The 20,046-nt window shown below is 72.0% G+C and carries 30 protein-coding genes; all 30 read right to left on the reverse strand.

Features of this window, described 5'->3' with window-relative positions; genetic code table 11:
• Window positions 1–27 precede the first annotated feature (27 nt).
• The gene (locus tag O7611_RS30995; RefSeq protein WP_269698262.1) at window positions 28–1,149 is read right to left on the reverse strand and encodes a hypothetical protein; all 1,122 of its coding nucleotides are present in this window, start codon (window positions 1,147–1,149) and stop codon (window positions 28–30) included.
• Complete coding sequence (locus O7611_RS31000) at window positions 1,146–1,595, reverse strand: hypothetical protein (RefSeq protein ID WP_269698263.1); 450 nt, start codon at window positions 1,593–1,595, stop codon at window positions 1,146–1,148. Before O7611_RS31000 ends, O7611_RS30995 begins: the two co-directional genes overlap by 4 nt.
• 122 nt (window positions 1,596–1,717) lie before the next feature.
• The gene (locus tag O7611_RS31005; RefSeq protein ID WP_269698264.1) at window positions 1,718–2,008 is read right to left on the reverse strand and encodes a hypothetical protein; all 291 of its coding nucleotides are present in this window, start codon (window positions 2,006–2,008) and stop codon (window positions 1,718–1,720) included.
• A complete protein-coding gene (locus O7611_RS31010) occupies window positions 2,005–2,403 on the reverse strand; it encodes a hypothetical protein (protein ID WP_269698265.1) in 399 nt (132 codons plus the stop codon). The genes O7611_RS31005 and O7611_RS31010 overlap by 4 nt, the downstream gene beginning before the upstream one ends.
• Window positions 2,404–2,496: 93 nt before the next feature.
• On the reverse strand, window positions 2,497–2,946 hold the full coding sequence (locus O7611_RS31015; RefSeq protein ID WP_269698266.1) for a hypothetical protein: 450 nt from the start codon (window positions 2,944–2,946) through the stop codon (window positions 2,497–2,499).
• A gap of 96 nt (window positions 2,947–3,042) precedes the next feature.
• Window positions 3,043–3,168, reverse strand: a complete 126-nt coding sequence (locus O7611_RS31020; RefSeq protein ID WP_269698267.1) for a hypothetical protein — start codon at window positions 3,166–3,168, stop codon at window positions 3,043–3,045.
• Between the two features lie 5 nt (window positions 3,169–3,173).
• The gene (locus O7611_RS31025) at window positions 3,174–3,467 is read right to left on the reverse strand and encodes a hypothetical protein (protein ID WP_269698268.1); all 294 of its coding nucleotides are present in this window, start codon (window positions 3,465–3,467) and stop codon (window positions 3,174–3,176) included.
• Between the two features lie 94 nt (window positions 3,468–3,561).
• Window positions 3,562–3,972: a hypothetical protein gene (locus O7611_RS31030; protein WP_269698269.1), complete on the reverse strand. Its 411-nt coding sequence runs from the start codon at window positions 3,970–3,972 to the stop codon at window positions 3,562–3,564.
• A gap of 133 nt (window positions 3,973–4,105) precedes the next feature.
• Complete coding sequence (locus O7611_RS31035) at window positions 4,106–4,501, reverse strand: hypothetical protein (protein ID WP_269698270.1); 396 nt, start codon at window positions 4,499–4,501, stop codon at window positions 4,106–4,108.
• 101 nt (window positions 4,502–4,602) lie between these two features.
• Entirely contained in the window at window positions 4,603–5,451 is an 849-nt protein-coding gene (locus tag O7611_RS31040) for an anti-sigma-D factor RsdA (RefSeq protein WP_269698271.1), read from the reverse strand.
• On the reverse strand, window positions 5,448–6,014 hold the full coding sequence (shbA, locus tag O7611_RS31045; RefSeq protein WP_269698272.1) for an RNA polymerase sigma factor ShbA: 567 nt from the start codon (window positions 6,012–6,014) through the stop codon (window positions 5,448–5,450). Before shbA ends, O7611_RS31040 begins: the two co-directional genes overlap by 4 nt.
• Before the next feature lie 131 nt (window positions 6,015–6,145).
• Window positions 6,146–6,697 carry a GNAT family N-acetyltransferase gene (locus O7611_RS31050; RefSeq protein ID WP_269698273.1) on the reverse strand — a complete coding sequence of 184 codons (552 nt, stop codon included), beginning with the start codon at window positions 6,695–6,697 and terminating at the stop codon, window positions 6,146–6,148.
• A gap of 75 nt (window positions 6,698–6,772) precedes the next feature.
• Window positions 6,773–7,474: a hypothetical protein gene (locus O7611_RS31055; protein ID WP_269698274.1), complete on the reverse strand. Its 702-nt coding sequence runs from the start codon at window positions 7,472–7,474 to the stop codon at window positions 6,773–6,775.
• A 129-nt stretch (window positions 7,475–7,603) separates the two neighbouring features.
• Window positions 7,604–7,975: a hypothetical protein gene (locus O7611_RS31060; protein WP_269698275.1), complete on the reverse strand. Its 372-nt coding sequence runs from the start codon at window positions 7,973–7,975 to the stop codon at window positions 7,604–7,606.
• Window positions 7,976–8,101: 126 nt separating this feature from the next.
• Window positions 8,102–9,241, reverse strand: a complete 1,140-nt coding sequence (locus O7611_RS31065) for a hypothetical protein (RefSeq protein ID WP_269698276.1) — start codon at window positions 9,239–9,241, stop codon at window positions 8,102–8,104.
• Between the two features lie 260 nt (window positions 9,242–9,501).
• Window positions 9,502–10,401 (reverse strand): JmjC domain-containing protein, encoded by a 900-nt coding sequence (locus O7611_RS31070; protein WP_269698277.1) that lies wholly within the window; start codon window positions 10,399–10,401, stop codon window positions 9,502–9,504.
• Between the two features lie 20 nt (window positions 10,402–10,421).
• The gene (locus tag O7611_RS31075) at window positions 10,422–10,853 is read right to left on the reverse strand and encodes a hypothetical protein (protein ID WP_269698278.1); all 432 of its coding nucleotides are present in this window, start codon (window positions 10,851–10,853) and stop codon (window positions 10,422–10,424) included.
• A gap of 98 nt (window positions 10,854–10,951) precedes the next feature.
• Window positions 10,952–11,578 carry a hypothetical protein gene (locus tag O7611_RS31080; protein WP_269698279.1) on the reverse strand — a complete coding sequence of 209 codons (627 nt, stop codon included), beginning with the start codon at window positions 11,576–11,578 and terminating at the stop codon, window positions 10,952–10,954.
• A 316-nt stretch (window positions 11,579–11,894) separates the two neighbouring features.
• Window positions 11,895–13,085 (reverse strand): helix-turn-helix domain-containing protein, encoded by a 1,191-nt coding sequence (locus O7611_RS31085; RefSeq protein ID WP_269698280.1) that lies wholly within the window; start codon window positions 13,083–13,085, stop codon window positions 11,895–11,897.
• Between the two features lie 112 nt (window positions 13,086–13,197).
• Window positions 13,198–13,671, reverse strand: coding sequence for a hypothetical protein (locus O7611_RS31090; protein ID WP_269698281.1), 474 nt, complete (start codon window positions 13,669–13,671; stop codon window positions 13,198–13,200).
• A 136-nt stretch (window positions 13,672–13,807) separates the two neighbouring features.
• Complete coding sequence (locus O7611_RS31095; RefSeq protein ID WP_269698282.1) at window positions 13,808–14,017, reverse strand: hypothetical protein; 210 nt, start codon at window positions 14,015–14,017, stop codon at window positions 13,808–13,810.
• Window positions 14,014–14,424, reverse strand: coding sequence for a hypothetical protein (locus O7611_RS31100; RefSeq protein ID WP_269698283.1), 411 nt, complete (start codon window positions 14,422–14,424; stop codon window positions 14,014–14,016). The genes O7611_RS31095 and O7611_RS31100 overlap by 4 nt, the downstream gene beginning before the upstream one ends.
• 124 nt (window positions 14,425–14,548) lie before the next feature.
• On the reverse strand, window positions 14,549–15,007 hold the full coding sequence (locus tag O7611_RS31105; protein WP_269698284.1) for a hypothetical protein: 459 nt from the start codon (window positions 15,005–15,007) through the stop codon (window positions 14,549–14,551).
• A gap of 158 nt (window positions 15,008–15,165) precedes the next feature.
• A complete protein-coding gene (locus tag O7611_RS31110; RefSeq protein WP_269698285.1) occupies window positions 15,166–15,765 on the reverse strand; it encodes a hypothetical protein in 600 nt (199 codons plus the stop codon).
• A gap of 88 nt (window positions 15,766–15,853) precedes the next feature.
• A complete protein-coding gene (locus tag O7611_RS31115) occupies window positions 15,854–16,141 on the reverse strand; it encodes a hypothetical protein (protein WP_269698286.1) in 288 nt (95 codons plus the stop codon).
• Complete coding sequence (locus O7611_RS31120; protein WP_269698287.1) at window positions 16,141–16,344, reverse strand: hypothetical protein; 204 nt, start codon at window positions 16,342–16,344, stop codon at window positions 16,141–16,143. The genes O7611_RS31115 and O7611_RS31120 overlap by 1 nt, the downstream gene beginning before the upstream one ends.
• Before the next feature lie 132 nt (window positions 16,345–16,476).
• Window positions 16,477–16,782 (reverse strand): hypothetical protein, encoded by a 306-nt coding sequence (locus O7611_RS31125; protein WP_269698288.1) that lies wholly within the window; start codon window positions 16,780–16,782, stop codon window positions 16,477–16,479.
• 107 nt (window positions 16,783–16,889) lie between these two features.
• Window positions 16,890–17,342, reverse strand: coding sequence for a hypothetical protein (locus O7611_RS31130; RefSeq protein ID WP_269698289.1), 453 nt, complete (start codon window positions 17,340–17,342; stop codon window positions 16,890–16,892).
• A 110-nt stretch (window positions 17,343–17,452) separates the two neighbouring features.
• Complete coding sequence (locus O7611_RS31135) at window positions 17,453–18,589, reverse strand: hypothetical protein (RefSeq protein ID WP_269698290.1); 1,137 nt, start codon at window positions 18,587–18,589, stop codon at window positions 17,453–17,455.
• 537 nt (window positions 18,590–19,126) lie between these two features.
• On the reverse strand, window positions 19,127–20,044 hold the full coding sequence (locus O7611_RS31140; RefSeq protein ID WP_442929402.1) for a glycine-rich domain-containing protein: 918 nt from the start codon (window positions 20,042–20,044) through the stop codon (window positions 19,127–19,129).
• Window positions 20,045–20,046: the final 2 nt, after the last annotated feature.

Below are 20,046 nucleotides of genomic sequence, written 5' to 3' on the forward strand. Positions count from 1 at the left end.
GGGGGTCGCCCGTGCCTCACCGAACGGTCACCGCCGCAGCACGCTCACCCGCTCCCCACCGACCAACGGCGCGCCCGCCGGACCCTTCACGTAGTCCGGCACGTACACGAACTGCTGCCGGTGCTCGCCCTTCGACGGATACCAGGTGTTCCGCCAGTACCCGTACCCGCGCACCACCCACTGCTTGGTGTAGACCCGCGACGACTCCTGCCCCGGCTCGCGCTCCTGCGCCGCCGACGCCGCCCGCCGCAACGTCACCGTCCGGACCACCGGCTCCGGCCGCCCCTGGCGGGTGTACGCCCGCCGCACCGACCGCGGCAGCGGCTCCTTCTGCACGTCGGTGATCCGCTGGCTCATCATCAGCCAGGTCGACATCACCGCCCCGACCGCCGTGTTCCCGACCTGCATCCCCTCCGGCGCCCCGAACGGCCGGTTGCCGTACGGCAACTCGTACTCCTCGTGGTAGCACAACGGCCCGAGCACCCGCACCGACGCCGCGACCTCCTCCGGGTCGACCAGCCGGGTGCCGAGCATGACGTCGGACAGTTGCAGCGTGACGAGCTGGACCCCCGGCCCCTCCGGCGTCATCGTCTCGGCCCACAGCACCGCTTGCAGCACACACCGCTCACCCGGCCGCAGGTCGTTGTCCGGATGCGCCCGCACGTCCGACATCGCGTCGGCCCACACGCAGAACCCGACCCGCGCCGGCATGGTGTCGGCGTTGACCTCGTAGTTCGGCATCGCCTCGGCCGCCTGCCGCGCCACGGTCGTCATGTCCGAGGTGACGAAGAACAGCTCGGCCTCAGCCAGCCACCTCCGGAGCTGCTGCTCGTACTCCCACCGGCTCATCGGCCGCACCGGCCGCCCGCCGGCGGTCAGCCACGGCGTGCGGATCACGTTGTTGTGCATCCCGAACAGCACCCGCAGCCCGCCGTCGACCTCCCAGTGCTCCAACAGCCGGTCCCGCAGCCGGGGCACGTCGGCCGCCGTGAACCGCGTCGGCGGCACCTCCGGCAGGTCGACCCCCGGCGGCCGCCGCAGCGGCGCGCCGAGACGGCCCTCCACCGCCGGGGCGGTCAACCCGTCAGCGAACGCCAGCAGCACATCCAGCTCGTGGCGCGCCTGCTCGGCCCCGATGTCCTTCCTCATGCCCGAACTCCCCACGTCGTGCGCAGCGCGGTCAACGCGGTCCGGCCGGAGCCGGTCAACCGCAGGCACCCGCCCGATCTCGTCACCAGCCGCCGGCCGGTCACCGCCGTGATCACCCGGGCGTCCAGACGCCCGCCGCCGTCGGCCGGGACGGTCTCCCGGTCGATGAGCACCAGCGCCCGCTGGACCGACATCGGCAGGTCACCGATGCGCTGCTCCGTCAGCGTCACCGCGGCGTCGCCGTAGACGGTCAGCTCCACCTCATCGGTGCCGGAACGCAGGCCGGCCCAGCCCTCGCGGATCATCGCCGCGACCCGCTCGCCGGGTGCGGTCCCGCTGCCGGACAGGTCGGTGTAGGAGCCATCCGGAGCGCGGCGGACGTACCCGCGTCGGATGGTGGTCACCGTGCCCATCCAGGTTTTCGGCACGGCTGTCAGGTCCCTCATCAGGTCCCCTTCCTCGGTTCGGCGGCCACCGGCCGCCTCCCCCATCAGGTTACCCGCTTCCCCGTAAATAGACAACCCCCGGGGGGTGTTATTTCCGTCCCCCCGGGGGTTGTCCACACCGGTCACACCCGCGTCAGCACCAGCAGCTCCGACCAGTACCGCAGCACCCACCGCGCGACCGTCTCCTCCGGATACCGGCCACCCGGCGGCTGCGGCACGTCCAGCTCCACCCACGGCCCACCCGGCGGGGTGACCCGCAGCTTCCGGCCGTCAGGACTCAACGTCACGTCGTAGATCACCGTGCCGTTGGCCAGCACCCGGAACCGCTCGCCGTGCTCGGGATGCCGCTCCTGCCGGACCTGCACGTGCACACCGCACGGCAGCGGGTTCGGCAACGGCGGCGCCGTCTTCACGACGGCCTCGTCCCGCCGGACGCCCTCGACCCGCCCGACGCCTCGATCAGCGCGTCGACCAGCCGGCCCAACATCTCGTCCAGCGACGCGACCGCACCCTCCTCCCGCGCCAGCCCCAGCAGAGCCTCGGCGTTCAACGGCTGCGGCCGTCGCCCCTGCTCGGTGTTGGCCACGTAGGCGTGCAGGTCACCGATCAGCGCTTCCGCTCCGGTCCGCAACCGCGACAGCCGGCGGACCCGGGCGACCGCCAGCGACAGCGCCGTCCGGGCGACCGGCGCCAGCGGCGACCCGGCCCGGATCAGCACGTCCAGGTCCAGGTGTTCCGGCAGACCGATCCGCCGCAGCAGCTCCTTGGCCTGCTCACGCAGGTCCGGTGCGATGGTGTTCTGTTCCATGGTGACGGGAGCCTTTCCCCTCGTCCGGCAGCCTCCAGGCGGCTGACCGGCCAGAGGACCGCCCGCGCCGGGCGGGCGGTCGTGGCTGGCCGGTCAGACGCCCTGCCGACGGGCCTCGTCGTAGGCGGCGACCGTCGCGCTGATCAGCGTGTCCAGCAGCACCAGCTGCTGCGCCTTGGCGAACCCCGCCACCACCACCGTCACCTCCTCCTGCCGGTGCTGCAGGTTCGCGTCGAGGTGATCCACGGTGGAGCGCGGGTTGCTGTAGTGCTCGGCCAGCTCCATCCGGTCTGCGGCCCGCGCGGCGTCGCTGATGTCGCGGGCGGCCGACTCCATCTTCCCGGCGACGTCCTCGGCCAGCGCCACGGCGATGCGCGCCTGGTCGACCAGCAGCACCGCCAGGCGGTGGGCGGGCATCGACGGGTTTGCGGCGGTGAACTCGACCTCGCTGGCGCTGAGCCCGAGCGTGCGGATGTAGGCCAAGGCCTCTTCGTCGCCGCCGACGCCCAACGGGCTGACGACGGGGGACAGGTAGGTACGCACGGGGATCTCCTCGTGTCAGGCGGGGGCGTCCAGGCCGCCCCCGGTCAACTGTGACGGTACCGACTACCCATTAAGTAGTCAACCCTAGGGGGGTAATTAGAGGCGGGAGAGCAGACGGTGCAGCCCGTACGCCGCAGCGGCGGCCAGCACCACCCCGGCGACCTGCACCGGCCACGGCAACGCCGCCACCGTCGCCGGCAGAACACGGATCAGCTCGATCACCACCGTCACCTCCCCTCGACGATCGGCAGCTCACGGCTCGGCGAGGTGTGCCACCACGGGTCGACCGGCGGCAGGACAGCCGCGAGGTCCACGGCGGTCGCCTGCGGGTCGGCCAGCACCGGCATGGCGACGACCACCCGGCCGACCGCCCGCTCCCGAGGCGGGCGAGGGTAGAGCGGCACCACCCCGGGCGGCAGCACCCGGTCGTCGTATCGGGTCATCCGCCGCTGACCGACGTAGCGCGGCGGGCGGGTACGGGGCCGCCGGCTGCGGGCGGTCCGGCTGCTGAGCACGGTCATGGCACAGGGCCTTTCTCGGGGGTCGAGGGCCTTCCAGGAGCCCTCGGGGTGGGTGGGCGTAGCGGGCGGTGCGGCTCGCGCCGCCACGGCCCGCTCAGGCGGGGAAGAGCACGAGCTGTCCGGCGTCGACCTCCGGCTCCTCTCGCGGCAGGACAGCCGCGACCGGCTGCGGCGCCGGGGCGAACAGCCGGGCCCGCATCTCGGCCAGCATCGCCTCCTCGGCGGCGGCCTGAGCCGGGGTGCGCAGCCGGTCGGCGATCACGTTCAGCGCGATCGCCCAGGAGGTCCGCCGACGCCGGTACGCCTCCGCGATCTCCTCGACCACCAGCGCGGTCAGCCGGGGCGAGCACCGGCGGCACACCTGCTCGGCGGTGGCCGGGTTGAGCTGCCGGACCGGGCCGAGGATCCGACCGGAACCGGCGCCGCACCAGGCCCGGCCGTGCACCGCGAGGTGCAGGCGAGCGTTGCGGCGGGTGGTCACGACGGCCACGGGCAGGCTGATCATCGGGGTGTCCCTTCCTCGGTGGCGGCGAGGGTTTCCAGGCACCCCGCCGTCGAGGATGACGTTACCGCCTACCCGAGAAATAGACAACCCCCGGGGGGTGATTTCCTCCCGGGGGTTGACGGCCCGCGACCGCTCAGAACACCAGATCCTCCGGCGTCACCTCATCGAACACCGCCGTCGCGTCCAGCAACCGCCGCTCCGCGTCGATGTAGTCACCGTCGTGCACACCCAGCTCGGTGTGGTCGACGTCGATCATCCGCCAGCCCTCAGCCGTGCGGTAGATCGTGCCGCGCGCCCACGTCTCGCCCAGCAGCTCCGTGGAGATCACCACCCGCGCCGACGTGCGGCCGAGAATCCACGTCCGCTTCACCACGCGGTGACGGCGCACGTCACCGGCCGGCACCCGGAACTCCAGCTTCCCGTACGTCAGCACCGCCTCCGTGCCGTCGCCGCTGTAGCCCACCAGCCGCGCCGGCTCGGAGGCCTCCCGGCCGTACTGGACCAGGGTGTTCGGGGCGAGCTGCTGCATCGTGACCTCCTCGGTTCCCGGGCGGGGCTTCCAGGCGACCCGCCCTGACCAGGCTCACGTTACCGCCTCCCCGTGAAGTAATCAACCTACGGGGGGTGAATTCAGAGGAGGGGGAGATCTCCCAGCAACGGCAACGGCGGCAGCAACCCGGCGTACGGCCGCGACGGCGACGGCGACGGCGACGGCGACGGCGAGGGCGTCACCGACGGCGACCCCGGCGGCGCGACCCCGTTCGGCGACGGCGCCACCGAGCTGCCCGCAGACGGCGACGGCGCGGGCCCCGGCGTCGGCCCCACATCGAACCCGCCGTCCGGCCGCGACGGCGACGGCGCACGCCCCCGCCCCGGCTCCCGCTCCTCCCGCTCCTGCTCCCGCTCGAGCTGCCGCCGGGCGTCGATCATCGCCGGCTGACCCCGCAGATCCTCTATGTCCGCCGCCAGCTTCTGCGCCACGATCCGGTCATCGACCTTGCCCGCCAGGGTCTCCGCCCGCTCGGTCAATGTCCACGCCTCGTGGTACCGCTCCTGCCGCACCGCGACCCGGGCCCGCGCCATCACCCACTCGGCCTCCTGCGTCCGCGCGTGCTCCGGGAACAACACCCGCGTCACCGGCCACACCGGATCACCCGGCTGGGCGTTGCCCACCCCCAGGAACGCCACACCCGTCACCACCGCGGCGGCCGCGGCGACCAGGTGCACCCGCTTCGGCCGGGGCACCCACCGCGGCAACCGCGACCGCGCCGGCACCGACTCCGGCGCCGTGGCCACCCACCCGGCGATCGCCTCCAGGTTCAACGTGTCGCTGTGGTCCGGCTCGGAGGTGATGTCCGCCCGCCAGTCCGCCAGCAGGTTAGCCAGCGGGTCACCCCGCCCCGGCCGTTCCCCCCGGCCCAAGGCGTCGAGGAAGGCATCGTCCTCGGCTATCGTCGCCAGGTCGATCGGATCGCTCACCAGTTCGCTCCCCAGTTAACCGTGAGACCCCGTAGCCGCTGCAAAGCGCGAGTCTGCTGCACCCGCACGTTCGTCGCAGTGGACCCCACCACCACCGCGACCTCTTCGGCCGACAGGCCGACTCCCACCCGCAACAGCAGGATCTCCCGCTGAGCGGGCGTCACCTTCGACAGCAGCCGGGACAACCGTGCCCACGTATCTCCCTGCAAGGCCAGGTCTTCCGGCCCTGGTCCCGGGTCCGCTTCCTCTGCAATGAGGTTCGTCGGCACCGACCGGTCGCGGGTGTACTGCCGCCACACGTCGGCGACCTTGCGCTGCGCGATCGTGTACGCGAACGCCGCGAACGGCTCGCCGGTGATCCGGTACGTCGGCAGCGCCTCCAACAACGCCATGCAGGTGTCCTGCGCGACGTCGTCCGCCGTGGTGTAGGTGCCGTGCAGCCGCCCGAGCCGCGCCCGGCAGTACCGCACCAACCCGGGCCGCATCTGCCGTAACAGCTCCTCCACGGCTTCCTGATCTCGGCGTATCGCGCGGGCTACCAGCGGTGCGTCCAGAGCAGGCAACGATCAACCTTCCGAGGGGAAACCAACAACTCGCGGGGGGTGATGGGACCGTAACGGTGATCACCATCCCGTTGCCACCCCAGACGGCCGGATCGTCGCCCCCTCCCGCGACGACCCGGCCGTATCCCCTGCTAGACGGCCTTGCGGTACATCACCCCGTCGGTGGCCGGGTCACGGCGCGCGCCGCGGTTCGGCACGAACCCCCATCCCCGGTACCAGCCGGCCAGGTCCGGCGACTCCACGTCGAACCCGTACGGCAACGTCAACGTCCACCCCCGGGCGTCGGCCCGCTCGGTGACCGCCCGCATCACCGCGGTCCCGATGCCGTACCCCCGTTCGGCTTCCGGCACGCACACCGTCTGGACCGCCACGTACACCGCCGCCGGCTCGCGGACCAACAGCAGCACCTCCCGCGACGCGCCGGTCAGATGGTCGATCCACCACTGGTCGTCGTCGGTCGGGTCCGGCGGCGAGCTGAGGTCGGTGTACAGGTCGGCCGCTTTCTGCCCCGACGACACGTACTCCGGATACTCCGGGCTGTCCGGATCGGACGGCGGCAGCGGCGGTTCCTCCGGCTCCGGGTCGACGGGTGGCTCCTCCGGCTCCGGGTCGACCGGTGGCTCCTCCGGCTCCGGGTCGACCGGCGGGTCGACGGGCGGGTCGTCCGGGTTCGGATCGGTCATGGTCAGCTCCCTTCCCTGGCCCTTACACACGTCAGGGCCTCGGTGGAGTGTCCACCGAGGCCCCGACGATGTCGATCATTCAGCAGGACGCGCGCCCGGCCGCAGCTCGGCCAGAGCGTCGGAGAACGTCGTACGGGCCCGGACGAACGACCGGGCGACCACCGTTCTCGTCTCGTCGCCGGTCCGCTGCGTCACCGTCTGCGTCACCACGCAGCCCCAGCGGGTCAGCACGAACGGCCGGCCCGACGCCGTGACGCCCTCGGCCCGGTCCCCGCCGACGCCCGCGCTCGGCCACAGCGTCGGGTCCAGGACCGCCCTCGTCCGGGCGGTCACCCGCCGGACCTGGCCGGCCACCAGCAGGTGGTCACCGACCGCGGCGTGGTCGCGGGGAGTGGACGGGGCGACCACCGGCTCGAACGCGAGCACCCACGTGCCGTCGTCCATCCGGCACACCCGCCGCCATCCCGCCCGCACCCCGGCGCCGGTCACCCAGAACAGCGTCCGGGACTCCGACCGGACACCCGGCCGGTCCGACGGCTGCATCCGCACGCCGAGGTCCCTTCCCACGGCATTGACCGGGCCGGGGCCTACTTCCGTACGGGCCAGGTCCGTCAGGGCGTAGCGGTCGCCCTCCCGGCCCTCAATCCGCTGCACCAGCCCGGCCGCCATCATCCGTTCCCGCAGGTCGGTGCGGGCGGCGGCAAGCCGGTCGTGCTCGTGGGCGGGGTCGTTGATCGCCGCCAGCGACAGGCGCACGGCGGCAGGAGACATCTTCACCACGCAGGTGTCCTTTCTCGACTGGAAGCGGTCAGAGCGTCCAGGTGCCCTGACCACCCCGGCAGGTTACCCACTTCTCGGGAAATGGGAAACCCCCGGGGGGTCACCCCCCGGGGGTTGGTGTTGTGCTCAGCAGGCGTCCGGCCCGCCCGCGTGCGTCATGGTGCACCTCTTGCACGCCCCGGCCCGCACCTTCGCCACCTCGGCCTGGTTGATCCGGGCCTGCTTGACCGCCTGCACCGCCTGCCGGTGGCGGGCCACCGCGGCGTTGTACGCCTCGACCTCCCGCAGGTAGCGGATCTCCTCCCGCCGCTCCTGCTCGGTCATCCGGACCGGCGTCAGCAGCGCCTCCCGCACCTGCGCGACCAGCCGCATCGCGGCGTCCGGGTCGCCGTTGAGCGCCCGGTCCAGCGCCTGGTTCATCTTGGCGAACGTGGCGTTCATCCGGCGGTGGTGCGCCGGCGGGACCGGCCGGGGGTGGTGGAACATCGGCACCTGCATCGTGACCTCCTCGGTTCCGGGCGGGGCTTCCAGGCGACCCGCCCTGACAACCATGACGTTACCGCCTCCCCCGGAAGTAATCAACCCCCGGGGGGTGAATTCCCCCCGGGGGTTGACCCGTTCCGATCAGGCCGCGACCAGCTCAGCCGGGGTCTTGCCGTCCCGGATCGCCTGCCGCGCCGCAGCGGGCGAGTGACCCTCCCGCACCCACGCCCCGGCGTCGCCGCCGGTCAGGCCCATCGCGTAGAACTCGATCGCCGTCTGCACCCCGGCCAGGTCACCGGTCAGCTCACCCGCGGTGGCCACGTACGCCTCCAGCCACTCACCGGGCATCGCCTCGACCACCAGCACCCGCTGCAGCGGCCACTTGACGTGCCCGCAGTCCAGCTTGACCTCGACGTGGTCGCGGCCCTGGGTGATGCGGTGACGGCCGGTCAGCACGCCCCGGCGGTGACCCTCACCGTTGCAGCCACCCACGATCCGCTCCCGGTGGTGCACCCGCTGGCCCTCGGTGAGCACCAGCAGCCGACCGGCCTCCATCTTGTCGATGTTGACCTTGATGATCTCCGGCACCGGGAAGCCCTGCGGCTCCTCGGCGGCGGCCTCGGCCTCGGGCTCGGCGGCGGCCTCGGCCGCCGGCTCCTCGGTCACCTCGGCCTCGGGCTCCTCGGTGGCCTCGGCGACCGGCTGAGCGGGCTCCTCCGCGTCCGCCAGTTCGTCGTACGGGTGAGCCTCAGCCTCGACCGGCTCCGTGCCCTCCACGTCGCCCTCGGGGGCCTCGTCCTCGTCCACGACCGTGCCGATCTCGACCCGGGCCAGGTCCTCCTCGCGGAAGTCCTCCAGCGTCTTCGGCTCCTCGACCTGCTCGGCCGGGGCGTCCTGCTCGGCCGGGGTCTCGTCCTCGTCCACGATCGTGCCGATCTCCACCCGGGCCTCGTCCTCGGCGCGGAAGTCCTCCAGCGTCTTCGGCTCCTCGACCTCCTCGGCCGGGGCCTCGGCCTCGTCGGCCCGCAGGTCGACCACCGGCACGTCGTCGGCCGGCACCTCGTCGACCGGCGGGTCGACCGGCTCCACGCCGATGGCCATGCGACCGGCGTCGGTGATCGGGTAGCGGCCCTCGTCGTCCTGAGTGGCCCAGCCGCGCCGGACGCAGGCCTCGGCCGTGCGCTTGGCGTTCGGGGTGTCCGCCGGCAGGAAGCCGGTGGCGGCGCCCTCGGTGAGAGCGGCGGTCTGAGCGGTGTTCGGGGTCTGCGCCTTGGCGGCCATCTCGGTTCCTCTTTCGGTCGGGGCCTTCCAGGTGGCCCGCTGTTCCTGACACCCAAGACATTACCGACTGGCGCAGAAGTAGTCAACCTCGGGGGGGTGTTTTTCGGTGGGGAGGTGCATCATCCCTGGTCTATGGCCGAAAAAAGTTTGGGGAGGTGACGGCCGCTGTACCCCCTGGCGTCGGCCATCACCTCCCCGGCAACCGGAACCCTCACCCAGACCGGCTGCCCCCGCGACGGTTCACCCGCCGTCGCGGAGCCTCAGATGGTGAACTCCTTATCCCTCAACGCCCGCTCGCGCAGCGAACCCGCCAGCACGTCCATGTCCAGCCCCTGCAGATAGGCCACCAGCTCGTCCCGCGCCGCCCCGGCCGCCGCCGCCAGCTCCGGCCCGAGCACCGTCTCCGGCGCCAGCACCCGCCGCAGCCCCGGCACCCCGATGGCGTCCTTGACCATCTCGTCCACCGCCCAGTACGGCGTCCGCTCCCGGATCGCGAACGTCAGGTGCACCGACATGTCGTCCTCGACGTTGTGCGGGTTGTGGATCCACCCCCGCGGCATCCACATCGCCTGCCCCGGCTCCAGGTCGATCACCTGATGCGGGCCGGCGTTCAGGCACTCCTTCAACGTCTCCGGCGTCCACACCTTGAACGACAGCAGGTGCTCGCGCATCGGCCCGTCCACGATCGGGCGCCACAGCTCCCACCGCTTCGTGCCGGAGATCTGCACCACCAACGCGACCTGCTGGTCCCAGTGCCAGTTGAGGCCCTGCTTCCCGCCCGGGGTGAAGAAGGCGTGCACGTAGTTGGAGAAGCCGGTCTCGGACTGGATGCCCCGGGTCAGGTCGGCGAAGTACGGGAAGATCCGCTGGATGTTGCCCAGCCGCAGCGTGAAACCGGCGTCGAGCAAGTTCATCAGCCGCTCGCCGGCGACGTGTCCGTTGCCGTCGAGGAACGCCTGCTGAGTCAGCGACAGCCCGTCGCGGACAGCGGCGATCTCCTTGACCGGCAGGCAGCCGTTGCGCACGTAGCGCATCAGCCACTCGGCGGTGATCGCCTGATCGAACTCGGTCGGCTCGCGGTCGTCGAACACCACCAGGTCGTCCGGCCAGTCCTTCAACAGACGGTCGGCGTGGTCCGGCAGCAGCAGTCGCAGTGACATGAGGGCCCCTCCTCGGGGGGTTAGCGCGGTGGCATCGGGCAGGGCACGCCCGGGAAGAAGACGGGTTGCGGGCAGCAGACGATCGAGAACGCCACGAACAGGAAGCTCGGGTTGTAGTAACCGGCGCTAATGTCGCTGCCCCGCAGCAGGTGACCGCGGTCGAGCGGGAGCGCGGTCTCGATCGGCAGGACGTCACCGCCCGGAGGGTTGGACCGCCACACCTGCTCGTACCAGGCCAACGCGTCGTCCACGTCGGTCCAGGTGCGGTCGCGGGACGCCTGCCTCGGCCGCAGCAGCCACGCTCCGGTCTGCGTCGGAGTCATCGTGTTCGCCAGGAACAGGCGGTGCTGGTCGGGGTCTTTCGACGGCCGGCGCGGGCCCTCCTTGGCGAACTCCGCAGCAGGCCCGATCCACGGCCCGTACCCGTGCCAGTGCCCCGTCCAGCCTTCCACCCTGCTCCTCCTGACGCCGCCCGGAGGGCCGCCCCCCACCCCGCACAGGGCGGGAGGCGACCCGATGACCGCTGGTGTGTGTAGCAGCCGGCGGTCGGTCAGGCGGGGAACTCGGCCGGGAACTTCATGCCGAGGTTCTCCATCTCGGCCCGGTCGAAGCGCAGGCCCGGACGCTCCGGGGCCTTGCTGTCGGTGACCTCGTACACCCCCGGCTGGATCTCCCGCACGACGGCGCAGGACTCGTTGTCGGAGGTGAGGTTGCCGCCGCACAGCTTGACGCCGGGCTTCGCGGTGGGGGCCACGTCGAGCGCGTACAGGTCCATGGGGACCTCCTCTGTTCCATGCTGCTGCGGGGAGTCGGTCCCCGCGCCGTGGTTCACCCGGGCCGACCTCGGGTCCCGGTCCGGGTGCTCAGGGGCCGCGGCAGGCCGGACGGCAGGGCGGGTCCACGCGACGAACAGCTCGTGCAGCTCGTCGACGAGGAGCGTGCCCGCCTCAGCGGCGGCGTGCGGCAGGTGCGCGACGACGAACAGCGCGAGGGCTGTCGGGTCGTCGGCGAAGTGGTCGCCCAGCTCGACCCGCGCGACCGGGCAGGGCCACGGCCCGCAGTCGTGGTCGCAGGTCCACGAGGGCCGGGCGTACCAGTGGGTGACGCCGTCCGGCCGGGGCGGCAGCGGCGCCAGACGTCCCGGCTCCGGCAGCGGGTTGGGGAACGTCGTGCTCACGGCCGGCTCCCGGCCGGGTGGTTCGCTCGCCGCATGTCCCTCTCCTCACCGGAGGCGGGTACGGCGGCGGTTGTCCAGGGTGGCCACCGCCGTACCTCAATCCCGAGACGCGGCGCTCGCGGCGCTGGGCTGGCGGGGCTGCGCGCGTCTGCTGGACCCGGACCGGGCGGTCTGAGAGCCACGGGGGCGGCCCTCAGACCCGGTCCTGGGGCGACGCGCCAACCTAACGGGCGTCAAGGTGGCGCGTCGCTGTGAGTGACGGTATGGGGGTGTCCACCTCGGAATATCGCCAAAAGTAATACCGCGATTCCGCAGGTCAGAGCGGGTGCAGCCCCAACTTTCGGGCCATATCGGACAGCTCGCCGGCGACGGCACGCCGCTTCGCCCGAGCGATCAACGACGCCGTCAGATCCCGGGTCGCGGGGGAGAACCGGAAGTGCTGCGGCGCCGACCGCTCGGCCTTCGCCAAGGCGCCCATCGCCTCCCGGTCCTTACCCAACGCGGCCAGCGCGCGGGCCTGATCAGTCCAGAAGTAGACGTGCCGGTTCGGCACCGGCATCTTGCTCATGTCCACCCGGGCGGCCGACTCCAACGCCGCCCCCGCCTCACCCAGCTCGGCGTTGATGGTGATCCGCCAGATGGCCACCTGCGTCGGCCCGAACCAGTTGCCGTTCCAGCCGGCGGTGAGGTCGGTACGCCGCTGCGGCTCACCGACCGACCGGGCCACCTGCTCGGCCTCGTCCAGATGCGCGTACGCCTGGCCGGCCTGGTTCGCCACCGCCGACTCCAACGCCGCCAGCAGATGCAGACACCCGTACACCTCGCGCGCGCCCCGGCCCTTCGCCGTGTCCAGCTCGTCGGCGGCGCGTACCGCCATCCGGTGACCGACCACGGCGGACTCCTGCGGGAACGCCTGCACCAGGTTGTACGCGGCCTGCCCGATCCACGCCGGGTCGCCGTAGTCCCGGGCCACCGTCACCGCCACCTCGGCCGCTTCCCGCGACAGGTCCATATGTCCCATCGTGCGCAGCGTGAACCGGGTGGTGAACAGCGTCTCGACCATCTCCCCGCCGAGGTCCATGCCGTGGCCCGCGAGGTCCATCAGCAGGTCCGGCAGCAGCGGCGCGATAGCCCCGTAGTCGGCGGCGTTACGCAGGTCGGTGGCATGGCTGACAGCGGCCCGCACGGCGGTCGCGTCACGCCGCGGTGGCCGCCGCTCGCCGTACGCCAGCTCTATCAACGTGTCCCGGATCGCGGGCACGTACGCCACCGCCCGGTCCCGCACCGGGTCCGCGTCGGTGGCGGGCTGCCCGAGCAGCTGCGGCACGGTGATGTTCAACGCCTGCGCGATCGCCACCTGGGTGCTCTTGCGGTCCAGCGGTTTCTGGCCGGACTCGATCTGCGAGACGTAGCCCTGCGACAGGCCGGCCAGGTCGGCGAGGGTCCGTTGGGACATGCCGCCCCGACGCCTGCGCCACTGCTTCATCCGGTCGCCTACGGTGTCCACGGTGCACCTCTCTCGGCTGGGTGGGGTATTCCAGGTACCCGTCTCGACGGTACCGCGCACACGCGCAGCGCCCCCGACACCGGGGGGTGTCGGGGGCCTGATCCGTCCCGGGTCAGCCGGGCAGCACCTCATCGAGCTGGCGGCGGGCCCGCTCGGCGAGCACCTGCTCCACCGACCGGAACTGGTTGGCGTTGCGGGCCGCGGTGGTCGGGGTGAAGTCGTGCATGATCCACGGCCGGGCCTCGGCCGGAAGGAACCCGCGCAGGGCCCAGCGGGCGGCGTGGTCCGGGGTGAGCCCGAAGGCGTAGAACTGCTCGGCGATCTCCCGGCCGGTCAACTGGTGCGTCTTCTGCCGGTACTCCCGGAGCCAGGCCAGCGGCATCCGGCCGTCGCGGCGCAGCAGCCGCAGCAGCGGCTTGGCCAGGCAGCCGCAGTCCCACTGGACGTCGACCCGCTTGCCCCGGCTGCTGTCGAACGGCTTGCTGACGACCTTGCCCTTGCGGTGCCGGTCGCCGCAGGCGTCCCGGTAGGACGGGACGGGCATGTCGTGGGCGACTCGCATACCAACGCGGGGGGTGAGGATCATGACCGGCTCCTTCTCGGTTCGTCCGTTCGGCGGGGCTTCCAGGCGGCCCGCCCTGACACCCATGACGTTACCGCCTCCCCATGAAATAGACAACCCCCGGGGGGTGATTTCCTCCCGGGGGTTGTCTCGGCTCCGGCTACCGCCGCTGCGGGTCGCGGCACCGGCCCGGCGGGCAGCTCACCTCGGCCTTCCGCTCGTCGTAGACGAAGCAGCACTCACCCATGATCAGCTCGCAGAACACACAGTCACCCGACGCGACCTGCGAGAAGTCGCCCAGCTCCTGCCCGCACACCCCGCAGACCCACACGAGTTCACCGCTCGCGTCCGCCCCGACGGCGCCGGTCACCACTCGCACCGGTCATGCACGGCGATCGCCGCGTACCGGTGGCCCAGCAGCGAGGAGAACCGCGAGTCGGTCACCCACGCGAAGTTGCTGCCGAACATCCACCGGCTCAGGTGCATCCGCAGCGTCCGGCCGTCGAGGTCGGCCGGGATCAGCGACAGCACCTCACCGCCGATCCACCGCCTCTGCAGCAGCACGGCCGGGGCGTCCGCAGTGGCGGCCCGGTGCTGGCACGCGACCGGCAGCGGCTCGACCACCAGCTCCCGCGACAGGTCGGTCCGGTTGATGATCCCGACCACCGTCAGCCGGTCGTACCGCGAGCTGATGCCGTTCATCGTGGCGTCGTGGCCGTCCGCCGGCCGGTAGACGCTCACCGTCAGGCCCTTGCGCACCTCGTCGTTCTCGGACATGCCGTACTCCGTTCTCGGTTCCGGGCGGGGCTTCCAGGTGCCCCGCCGCCCTGCTCGACGTTACCGCCTACCCGTGAAGTAGACAACCCCCGGGGGGTGAATTTCCGGGGGTTGCCGCCTCGTCTCAGTCCCGCTCGTACCGCAGCACCGTGCCCCACCGGACCTGCCCGCTCTCGTCCGGCTCACCGACCTGCGACCACTGCCCCGTCACCGTCCAGCCGAACACCCCGAGCACCGCGGCCACCTGCTCCCGCCACGGCCGGAACCACCCACCGCCCTCCGGCAACCGCAGCCGGAACAGATCCTGTCCCCGCGCCGAGCCGGTCACCTCCCGGCTGGCCGGGTCGAACACGGCGATCACCTCACCGGCCGGGATCGTGTCCGCCCGCCCGACCTCGTACCGCCCGAGCGCCGTCACCGCGTACCGCCCGTCGCCGTCCAGCCGCACCCGGCCGGCGGCGAGCAACTGCGCCACCAGCTCCGGCTTGAACAGGTCCAGATACCCCGGCCCGTTCGTGATCAGGTAGTGCACGGCCCGCTCCTCGGCCGCGGTTATCGGCGCCGTCTCGATCAGCTGAACCACGTATCCCCCTCCCTCACGCGGGTCCACCCCGGAACCCGCTTCCACTGCTCCACCACCGGTCATGGCTGGCTGTCCTTTCTCGACCCGGGGCCCGTCGTCCAGGGCTGGCCCCCTGACCACCCCTCGCGGCTGTCCTGCCGCGAGGGGCCGGCGGGGGGTCAGCTTTCGTCGTCGTACGGCACCCCGGACGCGGTCATCTGCGCGGCGACCTCCCGGGCTTCCTCCCACGACTCGGGGATGTGCCAGCCCTGCACGTCGCGCATCCACGCCTTCTCGGCGTCGTTGAGGTACGGCGCGCCGAGCCGGAGCCGGGCGACCCGCAGGTCCATCCGGTCGCACGGCGTGCAGCCCTCCACCCGCCGCACGCCGTGCTCGCACACCGGCAACGTCGTCAGGTAGTGGCCGACGAGACGGCCGATCAGCTCGTAGCGGTCACGCAGGACGGCCACCAGCTCGGGCACCGCCCGCAGCTCGGTCCAGCCCGGAGCGTCGAAGGCATGACGGCAGTCGACGTCGGCGACGGTGACCCGCAGCGTCGACACCGAGCGGTGCCCGACCGCCGAGGTGTACTCCAGATGCCGCAGGGCGTGGCGCGTCTCGTCGACCACGAGCACCGCCGCCAGGTGGCCCGGGTGCTCCAGGAGGGCGTACGGCTCGGACAGGTCGATACCGAACCGGCGGCGGACCAGCTCCAGCGCGTGCGTCACGTCGGTCAGGACGTACGGCCGGCCCGTGGCCGGGTTGATCGTGGGGGACATGGATGTCCTTTCTCGGTAGGGGCTGCTCCCAGGGCTGGCCCTCTGACCACCCCTCGCGGCAGGACAGCCGCGAGGGGTCGGCGGGGGGTCAGTCCTCGGCGACCAGCCGAGCAACATCCGGGTGCCTCGACACGAACGTCTTCGCCCTCACCCACTCGTTGGCCAGGGTCAGGTGCAGCGCGGTCAGGCACCGCCCGATCGCCTGGCCGGTGAACTCCGGCCGGTCGAGCAGGTAGGTGGTCACCCCGGCCAGATCGGCGCCGGGCTGCTGCACCGCGAGCACCACCAGACGGGCGAACAGCCGCCGCCGGTAGTCGACGTACGGGCCGGACGTCGGGACGCTCTCCGTGGACGTCAGGGCGGTCTCCGTGGCCATCACACCGTCACCCCGGCGAACGTCTCGGCCAGGACCTCGGCCGCCTGCTCCGGGTCGCGGTACCCCTGCGGGCTGCCCGGCACCGTCCACCGGCCGTCGCGACGGCTGATCCGGCCGATGAACTGCCCGGCGATCCGGACCTCACCGCGCTGCCTGCTGATCTGCACCGTCCCGAGTCCTTCCGCGAGTCTGATCGTGCGCATGGCTGGCTCCCTTCTCGGTGGCGAGCCGTTCCAGGCGACCCGCCGTTACCCCTTGAAGGTTACCGCCTACCCGTTAAATAGTCAACCCCCGGGGGGTGATTTACCGCCCCGGGGGTTGACAGGAAGCGCAGGTCAGACGGCCCGCTTGCCCGTCAGGATGGTGGTCGCCCGCGTCAGCAGCCGCCCGGCGATCTGCTCCATGGCCTTCAGGCCGTTGGTACGCGGGCTGTCGTCGTACCAGACCGAGGCGTCCTCGCTGGCCAGGTCCGTCCAGGTCAGCCCGGGGGTCAGCACCTCGACCACCGCGAACGACTGCGTCTTGTACGAGTCGCGCTTGATCCGGACCCGGACGGTGAAGCCCTCCGGCATCCGGCAGACGCGGGTGTAGGAGTAGTCGCCGGCAGTCCGGGTGACGTGCGCGAGGTCCAGAGTTTCCATGGCAGGGCAGTCCCTTCTCGGTGGCGAGGCGGGCCGTTCCAGGCGGCCCGCCCTGACACCCATGACGTTACCGACTCCCCCCGAAATAATCAACCACCGGGGGGTGATTATCTGGCGTTCGCCAACCGCCGCAACACCAGCACCAACAAGGCGTCCCGCTGCATCGGCGGCGCCTTCGCCATCAGCCGCTCCAACGGCGCGAGCGCGGCGTCCAGCTCCGACATCCGACCGGCGTTGCGCTCGGCCTGCCGCATCGACAGGTACGTCTCCGCCTCCCGGTGCCGCACCTCCAGCTCCAGGATCAGCGCGGTGTCCTCACCGCGGCCGATGAAGGTGACGCCCTCCTGCATCGACACCTTCTCGCCGCTGCGGCGCACGTGCACCTCGTACACACCACCGATCGACTTCCCGCCACCGATCACCGGGAACCACAGCTCGTCCTCGGCCGTCGCACCCGGCGGCACCCAGGCGTGCACCCGCCTGCCCTTGCTGGCCCGGCTCCCGCCGAACACCCACCGCTCGGGCTGGTAGCCCTGCCCGTCGTCGTTCTCGTCCGCCATCGCGGTCGTCCTTTCTCGGATACCCCGGGCCGGCCTTCCAGGTGGCCGGCCCGGTCAGGGGGGTGGTCCCCCGGAGCGTTCGGGTCACTCCGGGGGACCACAGAGGAAAGTCAGCTACCGGGCTGCTGCACGTCGAACATCTGCCGGGCCGCGAACGGCCTCCCGCCGTACGGCACCCGCCGGCCGTGCTGCTCGATGAAGATCCACCACCCGCCGGGCTTACGCCCTTCGGCGGGCTGCTTCTCCACGTCCACGACCCGCACCCACTCCGGCCCGAGCCGCCAGCCACGGCGGTTCGACAGCCGGACCGTCTGGCCCTTGGTCACCTCGACCACCCGGATCTGCGGCAGCTTCCGGCGCGCGGTGGCCGCCGTCCCGCTGCCGCGGTCGTACCGGGCGACCGCCTGCCTGCCGAGCGCCGTCACCGTGCACAGGACGTGGTCCGGGTCGTTGGCCTCATCCCATTCCAGCCAGCCGTTACGCCGACACACCTCGTAGGTGCCCGGCGGGTACGTCCGCCGCCGCACGGCCCGCGACAGCACCTCGCCGAGTAGCCGGTACTGGCTGACCGACGGACGGATGTACGGCTGCCGGTCCTCCCGCCACCGGTTGAGTGCTTCCGTCCCGGCCTCGGTCAGCAGGTACCAGTCGGCGGGGAAGCCCTGCCGGGACGCCCGCGCGGTCACCAGCCGGTACGCCCGGCAGACGCCCTCGGTGTTCCGGGCCCCCGGCCACTGTCCGGAGTACCCGTCCGGGCCGCCCCGCTCGACGGCCAGCAGCGCGGCGGCCACCGCGTCGGGCAGGTCGATCGGCAGCGCGAGCACGGCGGTGGCGACCGCTTCGCCCTCCACCGTGAGCTGCACGTATCCCGCCCAGTCCCGCGCCGGCAACGGCGCGCCGTCGCGGGAGCGGAAGGTGGCCCAGCCCCGGCGGGCCATCATCAGCCGCACCTGCCCGTTGATCCGGCTGGCCATCAGGCCCGGCCCGTCGAGGTGACCCTCGTCGCGGACCCGGATCATGTCGGCGGCCTGCGCCGGGTGCGGCAGCTCGCGGTCCAGATGCCGGTAGTCACCGTCGGTGAGCACCGTCTGGTAGACCTCGACGGCGGCCCGTGCGTACGCCTCCGGCGCCAGATCCTTCGGCACCGCGCGGCGAGCGCGGATGAGGCAGGCGTGCTCCTCGGCGGTCCTCGCGTCCCGCTGTAGGGCTTCCCACCGGGAGACGGCCGTCTCCACGTTCTCAGTCACAGTCGTCCTTTCTCCTGCCCGGACTTCCAGGCGTCCGTGGCGGTCAACTGTGACGGTACCCACTAACAGTGAAGTAGTCAACTTTCGGGGGGTGTTTACAAAGTGGTCTGACCTGTAGACCGTTACCCACTGTTGTCACAGACTCGTGACCTTTATGGCTCACTTAAGGGTGGACAGACGTTCCCCGCCTGCCGCTACGATTCGCGCTATGCCCCCCGGCTAGCCCGGCTCGGTCACCAACCAAGCCGGACGCGTGGCGACGGAGGGGGGCGGGCAGTGTGCTTGCCCAGCGCCCCCGCCCCCCGCCGTCGCCTACCCCCCTGAGAAAAGCCTCGGCGCACGCGGACCCCACCTCACGCCGGCGGGAGCGCAGACGACGCCATCGACACGCCACAATGGACAGTCACGGGCAGTCACCGCGCACCTCCCTCACAGCATTCCCACAGGTGGGCAACCGCGTTGCTTGGTAGTTGATATCGCTCCCGGGCCCCAAAACGTTACAGTGATCTTGCGTTAACACCCGCACACGCCCCGTCACTAGAAGTGGCAGTGGATGATCACCACACCATCCGCCCCCCGACCACCGGCCCGCGTCGTCGCCGCCGCGATCGCCCCCGCACCACCACCGCCGTACAGATAGCCCGCAGGCCCGGCACCACCGACCGACCCCGACGAGTTCCCGCCGCGTCCGAGCACCGAGTCACCGCCCGAGCCCCGGAACGTCTGCCGCCCGTCCAACGTCCGGTTGTAGTCACCGTGCCCGCCCATCACGTTCAGCACGTTGCCACCGGCCGCCGTGCCGCCGAGCCCCCGCGCACCGACCTGGTCGCCGGTGCCCGCCGTGTTCCCCGCACCGAACCCACCGCCGTTGGCCACCCAGAACGACCCGAACGACGTGTTCCCCCCGACCTGGCCCGGCGTCGCCCCGTTCGTCCCGCCGTTGCCACCCCGCCCGACCGTCACCACCACCGGCCCGGTCAGCAGATACCCCGGGATGATCGACTTGCAGTACCCGCCACCGCCGCCGCCACCGGCACAGCCGTTCGCCCCCGACGTCGACGACCCGGTCACCCCGCCGCCGCCACCGCCGCCGCCGACGCCCTCGACCTCGATGTACCGCAACCCAGCCGGCGGCAGCCACTCCACCGGCTGGGTCACATCGGTGAAGGGCTGCACCAGCGGAACCGACGTCGACGGCGCACCGACCCAACCCACGATGTGATGCCCCGACGGCGGGGTGACCAGCACCATCACCCGCGCCCCCGGCACCACCCGCCCGATCAGCGACGTCATCCGCACCGAGGTGGAGTCACCGTCCACCGTGCCCATCGTGCGACCCAGCCGGTCCGGCGGGTCGATCGTCGCCGGCCGCAACGCCCACGCCGTCTGCGACTGCATCCGCTCGAGGACCGCCCGCGCGAGCGCGATCGCCTGCTCCTCGTCGCCCCCCGGCATCG

It is taken from the genome of Micromonospora sp. WMMC273 (genome assembly GCF_027460285.1).
Taxonomy (GTDB): domain Bacteria; phylum Actinomycetota; class Actinomycetes; order Mycobacteriales; family Micromonosporaceae; genus Micromonospora; species Micromonospora aurantiaca.

Excerpts from the sequence above, each read along its gene's own strand:
- O7611_RS30995 (WP_269698262.1), bottom strand. The coding sequence starts at position 1,149 with ATGAGGAAGGACATCGGGGCCGAGCAGGCGCGCCACGAGCTGGATGTG.
- O7611_RS31000 (WP_269698263.1), bottom strand. The coding sequence starts at position 1,595 with ATGAGGGACCTGACAGCCGTGCCGAAAACCTGGATGGGCACGGTGACC.
- O7611_RS31010 (WP_269698265.1), bottom strand. The coding sequence starts at position 2,403 with ATGGAACAGAACACCATCGCACCGGACCTGCGTGAGCAGGCCAAGGAG.
- O7611_RS31025 (WP_269698268.1), bottom strand. The coding sequence starts at position 3,467 with ATGACCGTGCTCAGCAGCCGGACCGCCCGCAGCCGGCGGCCCCGTACC.
- O7611_RS31030 (WP_269698269.1), bottom strand. The coding sequence starts at position 3,972 with ATGATCAGCCTGCCCGTGGCCGTCGTGACCACCCGCCGCAACGCTCGC.
- O7611_RS31035 (WP_269698270.1), bottom strand. The coding sequence starts at position 4,501 with ATGCAGCAGCTCGCCCCGAACACCCTGGTCCAGTACGGCCGGGAGGCC.
- O7611_RS31050 (WP_269698273.1), bottom strand. The coding sequence starts at position 6,697 with ATGACCGATCCGAACCCGGACGACCCGCCCGTCGACCCGCCGGTCGAC.
- O7611_RS31060 (WP_269698275.1), bottom strand. The coding sequence starts at position 7,975 with ATGCAGGTGCCGATGTTCCACCACCCCCGGCCGGTCCCGCCGGCGCAC.
- O7611_RS31065 (WP_269698276.1), bottom strand. The coding sequence starts at position 9,241 with ATGGCCGCCAAGGCGCAGACCCCGAACACCGCTCAGACCGCCGCTCTC.
- O7611_RS31070 (WP_269698277.1), bottom strand. The coding sequence starts at position 10,401 with ATGTCACTGCGACTGCTGCTGCCGGACCACGCCGACCGTCTGTTGAAG.
- O7611_RS31090 (WP_269698281.1), bottom strand. The coding sequence starts at position 13,671 with ATGATCCTCACCCCCCGCGTTGGTATGCGAGTCGCCCACGACATGCCC.
- O7611_RS31100 (WP_269698283.1), bottom strand. The coding sequence starts at position 14,424 with ATGTCCGAGAACGACGAGGTGCGCAAGGGCCTGACGGTGAGCGTCTAC.
- O7611_RS31110 (WP_269698285.1), bottom strand. The coding sequence starts at position 15,765 with ATGTCCCCCACGATCAACCCGGCCACGGGCCGGCCGTACGTCCTGACC.
- O7611_RS31115 (WP_269698286.1), bottom strand. The coding sequence starts at position 16,141 with ATGGCCACGGAGACCGCCCTGACGTCCACGGAGAGCGTCCCGACGTCC.
- O7611_RS31120 (WP_269698287.1), bottom strand. The coding sequence starts at position 16,344 with ATGCGCACGATCAGACTCGCGGAAGGACTCGGGACGGTGCAGATCAGC.
- O7611_RS31125 (WP_269698288.1), bottom strand. The coding sequence starts at position 16,782 with ATGGAAACTCTGGACCTCGCGCACGTCACCCGGACTGCCGGCGACTAC.
- O7611_RS31130 (WP_269698289.1), bottom strand. The coding sequence starts at position 17,342 with ATGGCGGACGAGAACGACGACGGGCAGGGCTACCAGCCCGAGCGGTGG.
- O7611_RS31140 (WP_442929402.1), bottom strand. The coding sequence starts at position 20,044 with ATGCCGGGGGGCGACGAGGAGCAGGCGATCGCGCTCGCGCGGGCGGTC.